This window comes from Streptomyces sp. NPDC004051 (assembly GCF_053604275.1).
Window position 1 is genome coordinate 160,009 of record NZ_JBSGHG010000010.1, and the last position, 14,685, is coordinate 174,693.

Annotated in this window: 11 protein-coding genes; 4 read left to right on the forward strand and 7 right to left on the reverse strand. The window is 73.3% G+C overall.

Going from position 1 to position 14,685, the window contains the following annotated elements; translation table 11 throughout:
- Positions 1 to 14: 14 nt before the first annotated feature.
- The 3 genes from ACWEQO_RS14115 to ACWEQO_RS14125 form a co-directional block, all read right to left on the reverse strand.
- On the reverse strand, positions 15 to 1,886 hold the full coding sequence (locus ACWEQO_RS14115; RefSeq protein WP_452982606.1) for a SpoIIE family protein phosphatase: 1,872 nt from the start codon (positions 1,884 to 1,886) through the stop codon (positions 15 to 17).
- Between the two features lie 645 nt (positions 1,887 to 2,531).
- Positions 2,532 to 3,017, reverse strand: a complete 486-nt coding sequence (locus ACWEQO_RS14120) for an Asp23/Gls24 family envelope stress response protein (protein WP_361461291.1) — start codon at positions 3,015 to 3,017, stop codon at positions 2,532 to 2,534.
- Positions 3,018 to 3,127: 110 nt separating this feature from the next.
- The gene (locus ACWEQO_RS14125; protein WP_452982609.1) at positions 3,128 to 4,369 is read right to left on the reverse strand and encodes a PP2C family protein-serine/threonine phosphatase; all 1,242 of its coding nucleotides are present in this window, start codon (positions 4,367 to 4,369) and stop codon (positions 3,128 to 3,130) included.
- Between the two features lie 274 nt (positions 4,370 to 4,643).
- On the opposite strand from ACWEQO_RS14125, the gene ACWEQO_RS14130 reads away from it, so the two are divergent.
- The 4 genes from ACWEQO_RS14130 (at position 4,644) to ACWEQO_RS14145 (ending at position 9,876) form a co-directional block, all read left to right on the forward strand.
- Complete coding sequence (locus tag ACWEQO_RS14130; protein WP_361461296.1) at positions 4,644 to 5,738, forward strand: carboxylate-amine ligase; 1,095 nt, start codon at positions 4,644 to 4,646, stop codon at positions 5,736 to 5,738.
- 618 nt (positions 5,739 to 6,356) lie between these two features.
- A complete protein-coding gene (locus ACWEQO_RS14135; RefSeq protein ID WP_452982613.1) occupies positions 6,357 to 7,583 on the forward strand; it encodes an FAD-dependent oxidoreductase in 1,227 nt (408 codons plus the stop codon).
- Positions 7,580 to 8,311 (forward strand): methyltransferase domain-containing protein, encoded by a 732-nt coding sequence (locus ACWEQO_RS14140; protein WP_452982616.1) that lies wholly within the window; start codon positions 7,580 to 7,582, stop codon positions 8,309 to 8,311. Before ACWEQO_RS14135 ends, ACWEQO_RS14140 begins: the two co-directional genes overlap by 4 nt.
- Positions 8,312 to 8,367: 56 nt before the next feature.
- Positions 8,368 to 9,876, forward strand: coding sequence for an FAD-dependent oxidoreductase (locus ACWEQO_RS14145; RefSeq protein WP_361461322.1), 1,509 nt, complete (start codon positions 8,368 to 8,370; stop codon positions 9,874 to 9,876).
- A 9-nt stretch (positions 9,877 to 9,885) separates the two neighbouring features.
- Here the strand turns inward: ACWEQO_RS14145 and ACWEQO_RS14150 are convergent, their stop codons facing one another.
- From ACWEQO_RS14150 to ACWEQO_RS14165, 4 genes are read right to left on the reverse strand one after another with little or no spacing between them, the layout of a single operon-like run.
- The gene (locus ACWEQO_RS14150; RefSeq protein WP_452982619.1) at positions 9,886 to 10,890 is read right to left on the reverse strand and encodes a DUF5914 domain-containing protein; all 1,005 of its coding nucleotides are present in this window, start codon (positions 10,888 to 10,890) and stop codon (positions 9,886 to 9,888) included.
- On the reverse strand, positions 10,883 to 11,881 hold the full coding sequence (locus ACWEQO_RS14155) for a phytoene/squalene synthase family protein (protein WP_452982622.1): 999 nt from the start codon (positions 11,879 to 11,881) through the stop codon (positions 10,883 to 10,885). Before ACWEQO_RS14155 ends, ACWEQO_RS14150 begins: the two co-directional genes overlap by 8 nt.
- Positions 11,868 to 13,475: a phytoene desaturase gene (locus ACWEQO_RS14160; RefSeq protein ID WP_452982625.1), complete on the reverse strand. Its 1,608-nt coding sequence runs from the start codon at positions 13,473 to 13,475 to the stop codon at positions 11,868 to 11,870. Before ACWEQO_RS14160 ends, ACWEQO_RS14155 begins: the two co-directional genes overlap by 14 nt.
- Positions 13,472 to 14,614: a polyprenyl synthetase family protein gene (locus tag ACWEQO_RS14165; protein WP_361461311.1), complete on the reverse strand. Its 1,143-nt coding sequence runs from the start codon at positions 14,612 to 14,614 to the stop codon at positions 13,472 to 13,474. The genes ACWEQO_RS14160 and ACWEQO_RS14165 overlap by 4 nt, the downstream gene beginning before the upstream one ends.
- Positions 14,615 to 14,685: the final 71 nt, after the last annotated feature.

Consider the following 14,685-nt stretch of genomic DNA (forward strand, 5'->3'; position numbering starts at 1 on the left):
TTCGGTTCCCTTCCTTATTCCATGGGGAAGTCGTCCGGGAACTGCTCCCGGGCGCCGCGCGTGGGATCCTTCACCGGGGTGTCCAACTGGGCGGAGCCGGGGGCGGCCCGGTTCGGGGCGGCGGGACTGTACGGGGACTGCGGCGGCGGTGGCGGCCGGCTGTCGCCGGGCGCGCCCGCACCGGCCGGAGGCAGCCGCAGGGCGAGCAGGGCGACGTCGTCGCCGCTCGGGCCGATGCGGGCCAGCAGCTCGTCGCAGAAGTCGTCCACGGTGCGCCCGGTCGACACGGAGGCGTGGTGGCGGAGCTTGGCCATGCCGAGATCGATCGGGCGGCCCCTGCTCTCCACGAGGCCGTCGGTGTAGAGCAGCAGGGTGGAACTGGGGGGAAGCTCCGCATACGTGTCCGGCCACTCCAGCCCCAGGTGCAGGGCGGCGCTCATGCCGATCAGCGGTCCGTGGCTGGTCAGGAAACGCGTGTCCCCCTCGTCGGTGACCAGCAGCGGAGGTGGATGCCCGGCATTGGCCCAGTGCAGCTGCCAGGGCCCGCCCTCCGGTCCTTCGACCCGGGCGAAGACGAGCGTGGCCATGGGCGCGTCACTGGTGTTCGTCACCGCCTCGTCCAGGTCCTGCACGATCACGCTGGGCGGCTCCCGGCGGTTCCAGGCCAGGGCGCGCAGCATGTTGCGGACCTCGGCCATGTGGGAGGCCGCCTCGAGGTCGTGGCCGACCACGTCCCCGATCACCAGCGCCACGACGCCGTCGGAGAGCAGGAACGCGTCGTACCAGTCGCCGCCGACCTCCATGGCGCGCTGCGCCGGCAGATAGCGGGCGGCCATGCGCAGGTGGTCGATCTGGGGCAGGGGGGCGAGCAGTTGGCGCTGCATGGTCTCGGCGACGTTCCGCTGCTCGTGGTAGAGGCGGGCGTTGTCCAGCACCAGGGCCAGGCGCCGGCCGATGTCGGTGAGCAGCAGGCTCTCGCTGTCCGTGAGGCCGGGGGAGCCCCCGGCGCGGGCCACGGTCAGCATGCCGTAGTGGCGCCGCCGGGCACGCAGCGGTACCACGAGGGCCGAGTGGCCCCCGAGCCGGTCGAACAGCGGTCGATGGGTGGCGGCGAGCGGGGCGTCGGGGTCGCCGAGCACCTCGGCGGCACTCAGCAGCACGGTGTCGTCACCGTCCGTGGCACGTGCCCTTCCCGGACGGGATCCGGACGGCAGCGACGGCAGGGGGCCCTCAAGCCGCCGCGCCCGCCGAGGATGGGCCTCACTGCGCACGGCGACCCGCTCCAGCGCCCCGGTGGCCCTGTCCCGTTCGGAGCGCAGATCCACCGCGGCCCAGTCACCGAGCGCGGGAACCAGCAACCGCAGCAACCGGGCGATCCGAGTGGAAGCCGACGTGCCGGACATCAGCACCGACGAGACGTCCGCCACCAGGTTCAGCCGGGTGGTCAGGGCCTCCAGGGCCGCGGTGTGCGCCGCCGCCTGCTCCTCCGCGTCGCGATGCAGGCTGAAGTCGTTGAAGACGACCACCAGCCCCGCTCGGCGGCCCGCCAGCAGCAGGGGAGTGGTCGCCCAGATGATCGGCACGGTCGTGCCGTCTTCCCGCAGGAAGTACTCGTCGCTGCCCTCCTCGGCCGACCGGTCACCACGCAGAAGGGCCATGATCGCGCACTGGTCGCGCGGCACCGGGCCACCGTCGGGACGGCGGTGCAGCAGGTCGTGAGCGTCCTGGCCGATCATCCGGGCCGCAGGCCGGCCCAGCAGCCGCTCGGTCCACGGGTTGACGAACGTGATGCGCCCCGAGGTGTCGACGGTGAAGACGCCGGTGCCCAGGGCGTGCAGGACCGCGTGGGGGAAGCCCGGCTGCAGAGCCTCATCGGGCGCGCTCATGACCTCTCCCTCGCCGTCCGGACAGGTGTCCGATGTGCGTCCACGACGGCCGCCGTTCCCCCGGGCCGTCCCACACCTGAGTACCCCATCAGCCGGAACCGCGCGCTCCGGACGGTGCCGGACGGCGGGGAGCGCGCCGCCACGGCCTCGCGCCGACCGCCCGGCAGAACGCGCGTGCGGCGGACACCGCCCGAAACCTCTCCCCAGGGCATGACCGTTAGGCGAGCCGTACGGCGTCACCGCCTGCACCGGGTCTTCCCGATCCCCGACTCAGCGGAATCCGCGACGACGACGGAGTGATATGAGAGGCGACCAGCACAGACGCCCGGAACCCTTCCCGCCGCTCCCGGCCGCTCCCTGGCCGGACGGCCCCGACACCGACTGCCCGTGGTGCAGGCAACTCCTCCTGGCGGTCCCCGACCGTGCCGCGCACGACACACGAACCCCGGTGCCGAGCAAAATCGATTCCTCGTGTCGGTGGTGCCGCACGGCGTCCTGGCTCGATCGGATGCGCGTGCTGATGGTGCCGGTGGCGGCGGTGGTCACGGTGGTGGCCGCGGTCGTGACCGCGTGCTCGATCTGCCCCGGCCCCGGCGCGTGAACGAGCGGAGCCGCGGCGTCCGCGTCCCCCTTCCGCGCACCGCGTCACGCAACGCGCCTGCCGCTTTGCTCGGACTCCTCCTCCTCGTCCGGCAGCCGTACGTCGTCGACGGCGATGTTGACTTCCACGACCTCCAGACCGGTCATGCGCTCGATCGCGGTGATGACGTTGGTGCGCACGTCTGCGGCGGTGTCCGCGATGGCCGCGCCGTAATGGACGACGAGATCCAGGTCCACGGCGGTCTGGCGCTCACCCACCTCCACCTTCACTCCTTGGGTGACGCTGCTGCTCCCGCCGGGCACGCGTTCGCGCATCGCTCCGAACGCCCGGGCCACACCCGCGCCGAGGTTGTGGACCTCGGGAACCTCCCGGGCCGCCATGCTCGCGATCTTCGCCACGACGGTGTCCGCGATGGTGGTGCTGCCGCGGTTCTCCGCGGGGACGCCGGCGCCCCTGCGGCCCTGCCCTGTCGCCTTCTCCTGCTCGCCCGGTGTGGCAGCGGCGCTGCTGTGCTGTGTGCTGACTGACATGACCGTCACCTCGATCAGTACGGGAATCGACGAGCTGCCTCACATCCAACGTAGAGCAATGAGAACAATGGGGTGAAACGGGGCGAATGGGGCGAGAGTTCGCGATCGGGCTACAGGCGGATGACGATCAGGGCGACGTCGTCGCGTCCGCCGTCGGCCACGCCGAGGCGGGTGAGCAGGACGTCGGCCAGGCGGTCGGGGCTCAGACGGGCGTGGCGGACGAGGACGTCGGCGAGGCGCTGCAGCCCGGCGTCGATGTCCTCGCCGCGACGTTCGGTGAGCCCGTCGGTGTAGAGCACGAGGGTGTCGCCCGGGGTGTAGGCGACCATGGCCTGGGCGCGAGGGTGCCGGCCGATCGGGACGCCCAGCGGTGGCTCGGTGGCCCGGTCGAGCAGGACGACCGTGCCGTCCGTACGGGAGAGGACGGGCGGGGGGTGGCCGGCGCTGGTGTAGGTGATGCGCTGACGACGGGTGTCGATGACGGCTTTGACCGCGGTGGTCGCCAGGGCGCCCTCGAAGGTGCCGGCGTACCGGCTCAGGACGTCCATGGCCACGCCTGGTTCGTGGATGGCGCGTACGGCCGCGGACAGTGCGCTGCGGAGCATGCCCATGACGGCGGCGGCCTCCAGGCCGTGGCCCACCACGTCGCCGACCGCCACGGTGTACGTGTCCTCGGACAGATCCACCACGTCGTACCAGTCGCCGCAGACGTTGAGCGAGCGGGCGGCGGGCAGGTAGCGCACGGCGATCTCCCGGTGAGCGGCCAGGTCCGGGGAGTGCAGCATGGCCTCCTGCAGAGTGAGGGCGATGTGGCGTTCCCGGGCGTGCGCGTTGCGGAGTTCCTCGTTGAGGTGCTGGAGTTCCTGTGCCCGTACGTACAGTTCGGACTCCAGCGCCTTGTGCTCGCTCTCCGGATCCTCCGGTCTGGAGTGGAGGGGGCGGGTCAGTACGAACTCGGTCATGTCCTCCACCCGGTGGAGGAGCCATTCCACCTGCCCGTCGGGTCCGAGGAGGGGGGTGTTGACGGGGGACCACCACTTCTCCCGGAACACCCCGGGCTGTCCGGACACCGGGACGTCGTACTTCTGCACCGCCATCGTGTCGGGTTCCCTCGACCGCAGAACCCGCTGCAAGGAAGCGTTCAGATTGCGCACTCCGTCGGCGTCCGGATCCGCCGGATTGTCGGGGTGGACCTCGAAGAGGCGCCGGCCGATCATCTCCTCGCGGGTCCGGCCCGTGACCCGGAGATACGCCTGGTTGACATCGACGACCACCAGATCGGGATCCAGGACCAGGTAAGGGCTGGGCGACACAGCGAACAGCGCCCGGTAATCGATCCGTGATGTGGTCACACGTGCTCTCCCGTCACGTCCACCGGTTTTCGTCCCTCAGCTTCAACTATGCCCCGGGCCCGAAGCGGCGACCTGTCACCTGGTGGAGGCGACGCCGCCCGGGGCGAGCCACCCCAGGCGGCAGGGCGGCACAGTCGTGTTTGGCGCGCGGTTTTCATGGCACCCGGTGTGGGCATCCTTCGGTCGATCGGGGTGCCCTCGGGCGCGGTGGACAGGGCTGCAGCATGTGCCTCCCCTGCCGAAGCGGTTGGTCGCGGGAGCGGAAGGATCGGCGATGGCAACCGTCGGCATTGAAGAGGAGTACCTGCTGGTCGACCCGATCACCGGTCGGCTGGCCCCGCACGCGGAAAGGGTCAGGGCCGTTGCGGGCCTGCAGCCCTTCGTCGCCGGGGAAGAGATCCAGCCGGAGATCTCGCAGGCGCAGATCGAGGTGGCCACGCCCGTGTGCACCACGCTGGAGGAGGCCGGCGGCCACCTCCTGCGGCTGCGGCACGCCGTGGCCGGTGCGGCGGAGAAGAGCGGCTACCGGATCATGGCCAGCGGCACGCCGCCGTTCCGTGAGGACACACCCGTTCCGATCACCGACCAGACCCGTTACAAAACGATGCAGCGGCAGGCTCCGCAACTGGTGGCGGAGCAGATGGTCAGCGGCATGCACGTGCATGTGGGCGTCCCCGACCGACAGGCGGGGACGGAGGTGTTGAACCGGATCAGGGTGTGGCTGCCGTCCCTGACCGCCATGGCGGCGAACTCGCCGCTGTGGGAGGGGCGGGACACCGGCTTCGCCAGCTGGCGCACCGTCGTCTTCGGCCGGTGGCCGGTCAGCGGCGTCCCGCCGCGCTTCGCCGGCGCGGCGGACTACGAGGCACGAGTGCGTCGGCTGGTGTCGACCGGGGTGATCAGCGACGCCGGTCAGCTGTACTGGCAGATCCGGCTCTCCGAGAACTACCCCACAGTCGAGATCCGCTGTATGGACGTGCAGTTGCGCACGGACGACGCGGTCATGCTCGCCGGCCTGACCCGGGCGCTGGTCGACACCGCGCTGAACGAGGCACAGTCGGGCCGTCCGCCGGCGGAACCCGCTCCGGAGATGATGCGGGTGGCGATGTGGCAGGCGGCACGTCATGGGCTGAGCGGGGACCTGCTCGACCAGGCCGGCCGGCCTCGGCGCGCGGGCGATGTGGTGTACGGGCTGCTGGACCATGTGGGTCCTGCGCTGGACGCGTCCGGTGACACCCGCGAGGTGACCTCGCTCGTCCACCGTCTCCTGCAACAGGGCACGGGTGCGGACAAGCAGCGCCAGGTCTTCCTCGAAGACGGCCTCGACGCCGTCGTCGAGATGATCGTCGAAGTCGGCGGTACGCCCTGACGGACGCCCCCTGCCCGACAGCCGAACGGCGCGGTGGGGGACAGGACGCACGCGGGCGACGAAGGTGACGACCGGCTCCGCGCCGGCACGTCGCACCTCGGCCCGGTCGACGGCTCGTACGCCGTACAGCGCGGCGAACCCACCGAGATCTCCGGTGCCGCTGTCCACATGTCCGACGAGCACGGCCGACCCCCGCGCACTCCCGGGAACCGGTGGTGTCGGAGTGACGGCCCGCCGTCGTCGGCGCACTCACCCGTGGTGGCGTCTGGCATCCGCCGGTACGACGTGATCCGCTGGACGCACAACGCCTTGGAGGAGAACCGTGAGCGACCGTCAGCGCGGGGCACCGGACACCGTCGTGACCCTCCGCCCGCCCGCCGGTGCCCGCCTCGCCGTGACCCTCCGCCCGCCCGCCGGAGTCCTGAGACTGGAGACGCCGCCTGCCGAGGCCACCGCTCCGAAAGTGCCGCCGTCGCCCCGGGCGCTCGGTCGCACGCCCCGCTCCGGACCGGGCAGGCACGTGTGCGGTGACCACCGCGCGACCGGCTCGGTCCGGGGAACCCCGGCGCCCGCGGCCGCCGGTGTTCCCGGTGGCGCGAGCGCCGAACGGCGCGCCCGGTGAGCCGGCCTCCCGCACTTGTCGCCGACACGTCCGACGTGCTCATCGTCGGCGGCGGCGCGGCCGGCCTCAGCCTCGCGTACCGGCTGACGGAGACCGGCGCCACCACCGTGACCGTCGTCGAACCGCCGGACGGACCGACGCGTCCGCCCGAACGGACCTGGTGCTACTGGGACCAGGGCCCCGGCGACTTCGACGAGGTGATCACCGCCTCCTGGTCCCGGCTGCGCGTCCGCGGCGCCGACGGCAGCGAGGTCACCGTCGACCCGGCCCCCCTGCGCTACCGCATGCTGCGCTCCGCACCGTTCGAGCGTTGGATGCACTCCCGACTCACCCGCTCTCCCGGGGCGCACATGCTGCGCGCGACGGCGGACACGGTGCGCGACGTGTCCGACGGCGCGGAAGTCCGGTGCACGGCACCCGACGGACGGACTCTGACGCTGCGCGCCCGCCACGTGTTCGACTCCCGCCCCTTGCACGCCCTGCCACCGGCCCGGACGCACCTGCTGCAGCACTTCCGCGGTTGGTTCGTGCGCACCGACGACGACCGGTTCGACCCCGAGGTCGCCGACCTGATGGACTTCCGGGTGCCGCAACCGCGCCACGGCCTCGCCTTCGGCTACGTCCTCCCGCTGGCACCGGACCGGGCGCTCGTCGAGTACACCGAGTTCTCCCGGGTGCCGCTGTCCACCGAGGAGTACGAGGCGGCGCTCGGCCACTACGGCCGAGAGATCCTGAAGCTCGGCGCGTTCACGGTGGAGGCGGCGGAGCAGGGAGCGATCCCCATGACCGACGCGCGTTTCCCCCGGCGCCTGGGACCCGCCGTCTTCCGCATCGGGGCGGCGGGCGGCGCCACCCGCCCCGCCACGGGCTACACCTTCGCCGCGGTGCAGCGGCAGAGCAGGGCCATCGCCGCGGCCCTGCGTGACGGGCGCACGGCAGCAGTGCCCGCACCTCACGGACGCCGTGCGCTGGCCATGGACGCGGTCCTGCTGCGGGCCCTGGACACCGGACGGATCGACGGCCCCGACTTCTTCACCACCCTGTTCCGCCGTACGCCCCCGGAACGGCTGCTGCGCTTCCTCGACGGCGCCGCCTCACCCCTGGAGGAGTGGGGCATCGGACTGCGGACCCCGGTCGGCCCGATGCTCCGAACCGCCCTCGAGCTGCCCTTCCTGCCGCGTCGTGCCCGCCCCGCCCCACGATCCGAGGAGAGCCCTCGATGACACTGCTGCGCGACCACGACCTGGCACGCGCCTTCGACCACGCGTCGCACACCTACGACCGCCTCACGGCTCTCAACCCCGGCTACCGCGCCGATCTGCTCCGCTCGGCCCGGCGGCTCCGGCTGCCGGACGGCGGAGCGGGGCTGCACGTCCTCGACCTCGGCTGCGGCACCGGCGCCTCCACCCGGGCCCTGCTGCGGGCCGCACCCCGGGCCCGGATCACGGCCGTCGACGCCTCTTCGGGCATGCTGCGGCGCGCACGGGTCAAACCCTGGCCCGCTCGCGTGCGCTTCCTGCACCTGACCGCCGAAGACATGGCGAAGGCCGGGGAAGGCCCGCTCGACGCGGTGTTCGCCGCCTACCTGTTCCGCAACGTCACCCAACCGAACCAGGTCCTCGCCGCGGTCCGGAGTCTGCTGAGACCGGGCGGGCGCCTCGCCGTCCACGAGTACAGCCTCAGCGGCTCACCGGTGCACCGCGCCCTGTGGACGGCCGTGTGCCGAGGCGTGATCGTCCCGGCGGGCAGGCTCACCGGCGACCACGCCCTGTACCGCCACCTGTGGCGCAGCGTCCTCGCCTTCGACACCGCACCCGCCTTCGCCGACCGGCTGGCGCGGACCGGCTTCACGGGCGTGTGCGCCGCGCCCGTCGCCGGGTGGCAGACCGGCATCGTGCACACCTTCCTCGGGCGCAACGGCTCCACCACGGCAGGGGAGCGGGCCCGGTGAGCGCCCGCTCGCACGGGGGCGCCCGGCGGGGCCGCGACCGCAAGGCCGAAGTGCTGATGCCCGCACCCGGCCGGGACCGGTTCGAGCGGGCGGACGCGCCGTCGGTCGCCGTGGTCGGGGGCGGGATCGCCGGTCTCGCCGCAGCTGTTCTGCTGGCCGAGCGCGGTGCCCGGGTCACTCTCTACGAACAGGAGGAAGCACTCGGCGGCCGGCTCGCCGGACACCGGACCCGCCTGGCCGACGGCTCCGCGGCGACCATGAGCCGAGGCTTCCACGCCTTCTTCCGCCAGTACTACAACCTGCGAGGCCTGCTCCGGCGGACCGACCCCGATCTCGCGCGGCTCACCCCGCTGCCCGACTACCCCCTGCGGCACAGCGACGGCCTGAGCGACAGTTTCGCCAGGGTCCCGAGAACCCCGCCGCTCAGCGCACTCGGATTCGTCGCCCTGAGCCCCTCCTTCGGCTGGCGGGACCTCGCCACCATGGACGCCCGGGCGGCGCTGCCCCTCCTCGACGTCCGGGTGCCCGAGGTCTACGGACGTTTCGACGGCGTCAGCGCGACCACGTTCCTGAAAAGCGTCCGCTTCCCCGAGGCCGCGCACCACCTCGCGTTCGAGGTGTTCTCCCGCAGTTTCTTCGCCGACCCGCGCGAACTGTCCGCCGCGGAACTGCTGCTGATGTTCCACATCTACTTCCTCGGCTCGGCGGAGGGACTGCTCTTCGACGTGCCGAACGCCCCCTTCCCGCAGGCACTCTGGGAGCCGCTGGGCGACTACCTCCAGCGTCTCGGGGCCACCCTTCGCACCGGCACACCCGTGCACGGCGTCCAACCCCACGACACCGGGGGAGTGACGGTGCGGACCGACACCGCCGCACACCCCCACGAGGCAGCGGTGCTCGCCGTCGACCCCGGCGCGCTGCGCCGGCTCGTCGCAGCCTCACCCGGCCTGGGCACCGCCTCCTGGCGCGACGACATCGCCGCCCTCCGTACGGCACCGCCGTTCCTCGTCTCCCGGCTCTGGCTCGACCGGCCGGTCCGCGCCGACCGCCCCGGCTTCCTCGGCACCAGCGGATACGGCGGCCTGGACAACATCAGCGTCCTGGAACGCTACGAGGACGAGGCGGCGCGCTGGGCCGCCCGGAACCGGGGTTCGGTGGTGGAACTGCACGCCTACGCCCTCGCCGCCGGCGCCGCACCGGAGAAGGTGCGGAGCAGGCTCGTGGACCGTCTCCACGAGGTGTACCCGGAGACCCGCGAGGCGCGCATCGTCGACGCCCGGCACGAGTGGCGCTCGGACTGCCCGCTCTTCCCCGTCGGCTCCCACCACCGGCGCCCCACCGTGCGGACCCCCCACCCCCGGGTGACGCTGGCCGGCGACGCGATCCGCTGCGACCTCCCGGTCGCGCTCATGGAACGTGCCGCCACCACCGGCTTCCTGGCGGCAGGCGCGCTGCTCGCCGCCCGCGGTGTTCGTGGTCAGGTGCTGTGGACGGTCCCCCGGGCGGGCCGTTCCCCCGCGCTGCGGGCCCTCGGCGCACTCGCGGGGCGTCGCACGCGCCCGTGACCGACGGGCTCACCCCGGGAACCGGCCGGTGCTGCGCAGCGCCCAGCGCCGCTCGGCGTACGCCATGTCATCGCGCCACAGGCGCCCGGCCGTACGACGCATCAGCGGGCGCAGCACCGGGGCGGCCCTCCGGACCGGCCCGAAGCCGCGCCGCCCCGAGGTGGCGACGACCGCCTCGACCACGGCGGTCCGCGGCTGTCGGTCGGCCTCGCCGGTGAGCGGCGTGGCGTGGGTCTCCACCACGGACGTCGCCCCCTCGCCGTCGGTGATGCGCATGACGACCGTACGCGGACCGGGCGCGGTGAACTCGGCCCGCACGGGCACCACCAGGCGCCCCGCCACCCGGAAGGAGACGTCGAGGACGAAGGCGTCGTCCTCGTCCCCCTGCGGCTCCCGCACCACTGTCAGGTCGGCGAACGAGTACGGATGGAACCACGAGCCGTGCCACGGGTCGAGCCGGTTGGCGACGACGTCCTGCGCCTCACACCGCCCGACCGCCGTGAAGACCGAGTCCACCGCGTTGCCCGCGGCGGGACGCACCGGCACCACGGGACGGTCCGAAGGCGCCTCACCGCCCACCGCGTCCAGACGTACCCAGACCAACACCCCGTCGTCGTGCGCGGGGTAGGGGCTCCAGCCGGCGAACGGGCCACCGTCCAGGGCCAGTCCGTGCCAGTGGCACACCAGGGCGCCGCAGACCACCCGGCTCTCCCGCAGCGGAGCCCCGAGGTGCGGGCAGGCGCCCGGACCCGCGTGCAGTGCCCCCGTCTCCGAGCGCCACAGCACGACCTCGACGCCCCCCACCGTCCGGCCGCACGGGCGCCCACCGACGCGCACGTCCCGTGAGGCGCCGACCACGAACCAGTTGCCGGAGGGCCGTGCGGACGCCCGCTCGAGCGCTTCGGCGATCACGGCCGGACGGGCCTGCCGCCACGTCGGAGTCTGCGCCGCCCAGCCCGGGCCGCGGCGCCGCCGCAACGGCGATGTCCAGCGCTCGCCCGCTCGGTCACCCACTGTCCTGCCCCTTCCGCTCGTGTGACGTGCCGCCCGCCGCCCGGGGCGGATGCGGTGCGCGACCGCGCCACCGGGCGCCGACCACCTGGACGGCACCTGCCGCGGCGGTGGCCGCCCGCCGAGCCCGGGACACCGCCGCACGGTGGTGCAGCACGCTGTAGTCGTGGTTTGCGATCGCGTCGAGAATGCCGCCGTACAACGTGAAGGCGGTGCGGATGCAGGGGCGCACCCGCGGGTCGAGCATGGCGATGCCCGGTTCCGCCGACCGGTACACCTCCCGGGTCATCGCCTCGGCGGCGACGAGCGCCGCCCGGATCCTCGGGTCACGCCGCCCCGTGCGCCGGCTCCACTCCAGCAGCGGCCTGTCCACACCGTGAGCGGCGAGCAGGTCCGCCGGCAGGTAGACACGTCCCCGGTCCAGGTCCTCGCCCACGTCCCGCAGGAAGTTGGTGAGCTGGAACGCCACCCCGAGGGCCGCCGCGTGCGGCGCCGCCTCCTCGCGGGGTACGACCGTGCCCAGCACCGGGAGCATCTGCAGCCCGATCACCGCGGCCGAGCCGTGCATGTAGGCCCGCAGGTCGGCGTAGCTCGGATAGTCGGTGACGGTCAGGTCGGCGCGCATCGAGGCCAGGAAGTCGGCGAACAGCACGGGCTCGATGCGGAACCGGCCGGCGGTGTCGGCCAGGGCCCGCACCACGGGCTCGCTCCCGCCGCCGGTGCGCAGCCCGTGCGCGAGGTCGCTCTCCAGGCGCTTCAGTAACCGGTCGCGCTCATCGGGGGTACGGCTCCGGTCCAGGTCGTCCACGATGTCGTCCGCCCAGCGGGCGAACCCGTACAGCGCGTGCACGGCCGAGCGGCGTTCCAGCGGCAACAGCCGGGTGGCCAGGAAGTAGGTTCTGCCGTGGCGGGCGTTGAGCCGCCGGCACCGGGCGTAGGCCGCGCGGAGCGCGGGATCGGTGATCCCGGCGGCGTCCAGTTCACGACGGGTCATCGGCGCCTTCCGCAGACGGCACGGACGGCACGGACGGCACGGACGGCACGGACGGGACAGCGGCCCCGGCCGAAGCCGGCCGGTGCCGAAAGGCGCGGCGACCGACACCCGCGGTGCCACCGGTGACGCGAGCGGCGGCGAGCTTGCCACTGAGCAGCACCGTCGGGACGCCGACGCCGGGGGTGGTCCCGCAACCGGCGAGTACGACGTTGTCCAGCCCTCGTACGAGGTTGCGCGGACGGAAGGGGCCGGTCTGGGCGAACGTGTGGGAGACCGAGAACGGGCTGCCCGCCGCATGACCCCGTGCGGTCCAGTCCAGAGGGGTCACCAGCATCTCCTCGTCGACGCTGTCCGCGAACCCCTCCAGGCCCCGGCGCTCCAGCTCGGCGACCAGGCTGTCGCGGTAGCGCGGGCCCAGGTCCCGCCAGGCGGCGGCGGAAGGCCCGACGGTGGTGTTCGGGCAGGGGGCCAGGACGTAGTGGAGGTGCCGGCCCGGCGGCGCCAGGCTGGCATCGTGCGCGGTCGGACGGCTGATCAGCAGGGACGGGTCGCTCATCAGCGTCCCCGCGCGGATGATCTCGTCGAACGTGCGTTCCCAGGCCGTGCCGAAGGAGAGCGTGTGATGGGCGAGACCGGGCCAGGTGCGGTCGGTCCCGGCGTGCAGGACCACCGCGGACGGTGAGTGACGCAGCCGTACCGGGCGCCGGGGTGCGCGCCCCAGGAGCCGGTGAGCGGCGGACAGTTCGCAGCTCAGCACCACCGCATCGCAGGCGATGCGCTCACCCGACGTCAGACGTACCGCCGTGACCCGGCCCGCCGACTGCTCCAGGGCGCTCGCTTCGGCCGACCACCGGAGATCGGCGCCGGCGCCGGCCGTCGCCTCGGCCATGGCACGGGGCAGCGCGTACATGCCGCCCTTGGGGAACCAGACGCCGGCCACGGTGTCCATGTAGGAGATCACCGCGTAGGCCGCGAGGGCCCGGGCGGGGGCGACTCCGGCGTACAGGGCCTGGAAGGAGAAGACACGGCGCAGACGGGAATCGGAGAGGAAGCGGCCGACCCCGGAGTCCAGCCGTCCGAAGCCGCCGAGTGCCGCCAGACGGGCCAGGTCCGGATGCAGGAGCTGGAAAGGAGAGTCGAAGTTGGCGTCGATGAAACGGCGCATCTGCACCCGGTACAGCCGTTCCAGCCAGGTCCGCAGCCTGCGATAGCCCGCCGCCTCCGCCGGTCCGGCGAAGCGCCGCACCTCCGCCTCCATCGCCGCACCGTCGGTGTGCACGTCGAGAGAGGTCCCGTCCGCGAAGCACGCCCGGTAGGCGGGGTGCAGGGCCACCAGTTCGACGCGGCGGTGGAGGCTGTCGCCGACGGCCGCGAAGGCTTCCTCGACCAGCTGGGGCATGGTCAGCACCGTGGGGCCGGTGTCCAGCCGGTATGCGCCGAGTCGCACCCGGCCGGCCCGGCCGCCGGGGACGGCGTCCCGTTCGACGACGGTGACCCGTCTGCCCGCGCCCAGCAGGTGGAGGGCGCAGGCGAGGCCGGAGAGGCCCGCGCCCACCACGACGACATGGTCGGTCCGTCCGGTTACCGTCCTCACCCGTTCTCCTTCCCGCGGCCCGGGACGGTGCCCGACGCCCGTTCGACCAACGAGGCGAACTCCTCCCGCACCGCGGGTCCCGCACCGGTCCTCGCGAAGTGCCGCAGACTGGTGGCCGCCAGGTCCTCGATCTTCGACTCCACCACGGCCCGGGCCCCGGTCCGCTCCAGCGCCCTGCGCATCCGCTCCACGGTGTCCTCGGACCGCACCGCGGCGCCGGGGGCGAGCACGGCCGCGGCCTCCTCGTCCCCGGCGGCGTCGGCAAGCCTGAGGGCCACGGCGAGGAGATAGGTGAGCTTGCGCGAACGCAGATCGTCACCGGTCGGTTTGCCGGTCAGCTCGGGGTCGCCGAAGGCGCCGAGGAGATCGTCGCGCAGCTGGAAGGCCAGCCCCGCGCACCGTCCGGCGGAGCGCAGCGACGCGACGGTCCACTCGTCGGCGGCGGCCAGCGAAGCCCCCAGCGCCAGGGGCCGCTCGACCGTGTACAGAGCGCTCTTGAGGGTGGCGATGGTCATCGCGTCGTCGACGCCGGACGATCCGGTCGCCTGCGCGTGGATGTCGCGGTACTGACCGGCGACCATCTCACCGCGCATCGCCTGCCACTCGCGGTACAGCCGCGGTCCGTGCGGCGAGCCGAGCGCCGCCTCCGTCAGCAGATCGTCGGCCCACGCCAGCGCCAGATCACCGGCGAGCACCGCGGCGGACGTCGCGAAGGACTCCGGCGATCCGGTCATCCGCGCCGTGCGGTGCATGCGGACCAGGCCCACGTGCATCGCCGGCCCGCCCCGGCGCAGCGGCGACCCGTCCATCACATCGTCGTGAATGAGAGCGCACGCCTGCAGCAGTTCGAGCGCGGCCCCCGTCCGCAGGAGCGCCGTGGCGTCGCCCGTGCCGCCCGCGGCCCGCCAGCCGCACCACGCGAACGCGGTGCGCAGCCGCTTCCCGCCACGGCGGACGAACGCGGTGACAGGACCGGCCACGTCACGGGCGAACACCGCGTCCACGTCACCGGCCCGGCGCAGTCGCGCGTCGAGAACGGCTCCGAGGACCGCCTCGACGGCCCTGGTGGCATCCGCGGCGGTGAGCGGATCGTCGGCGCACCCGGCCGGTTCGGCCACCGTCGGTCGTGGTCCAGGCATGCTCCGCCCCTTTCTCGCTCTCGGTCACCTGCACACCAGTGTTCGCGCCGGGTGCCCCGGTGGGGATGCGT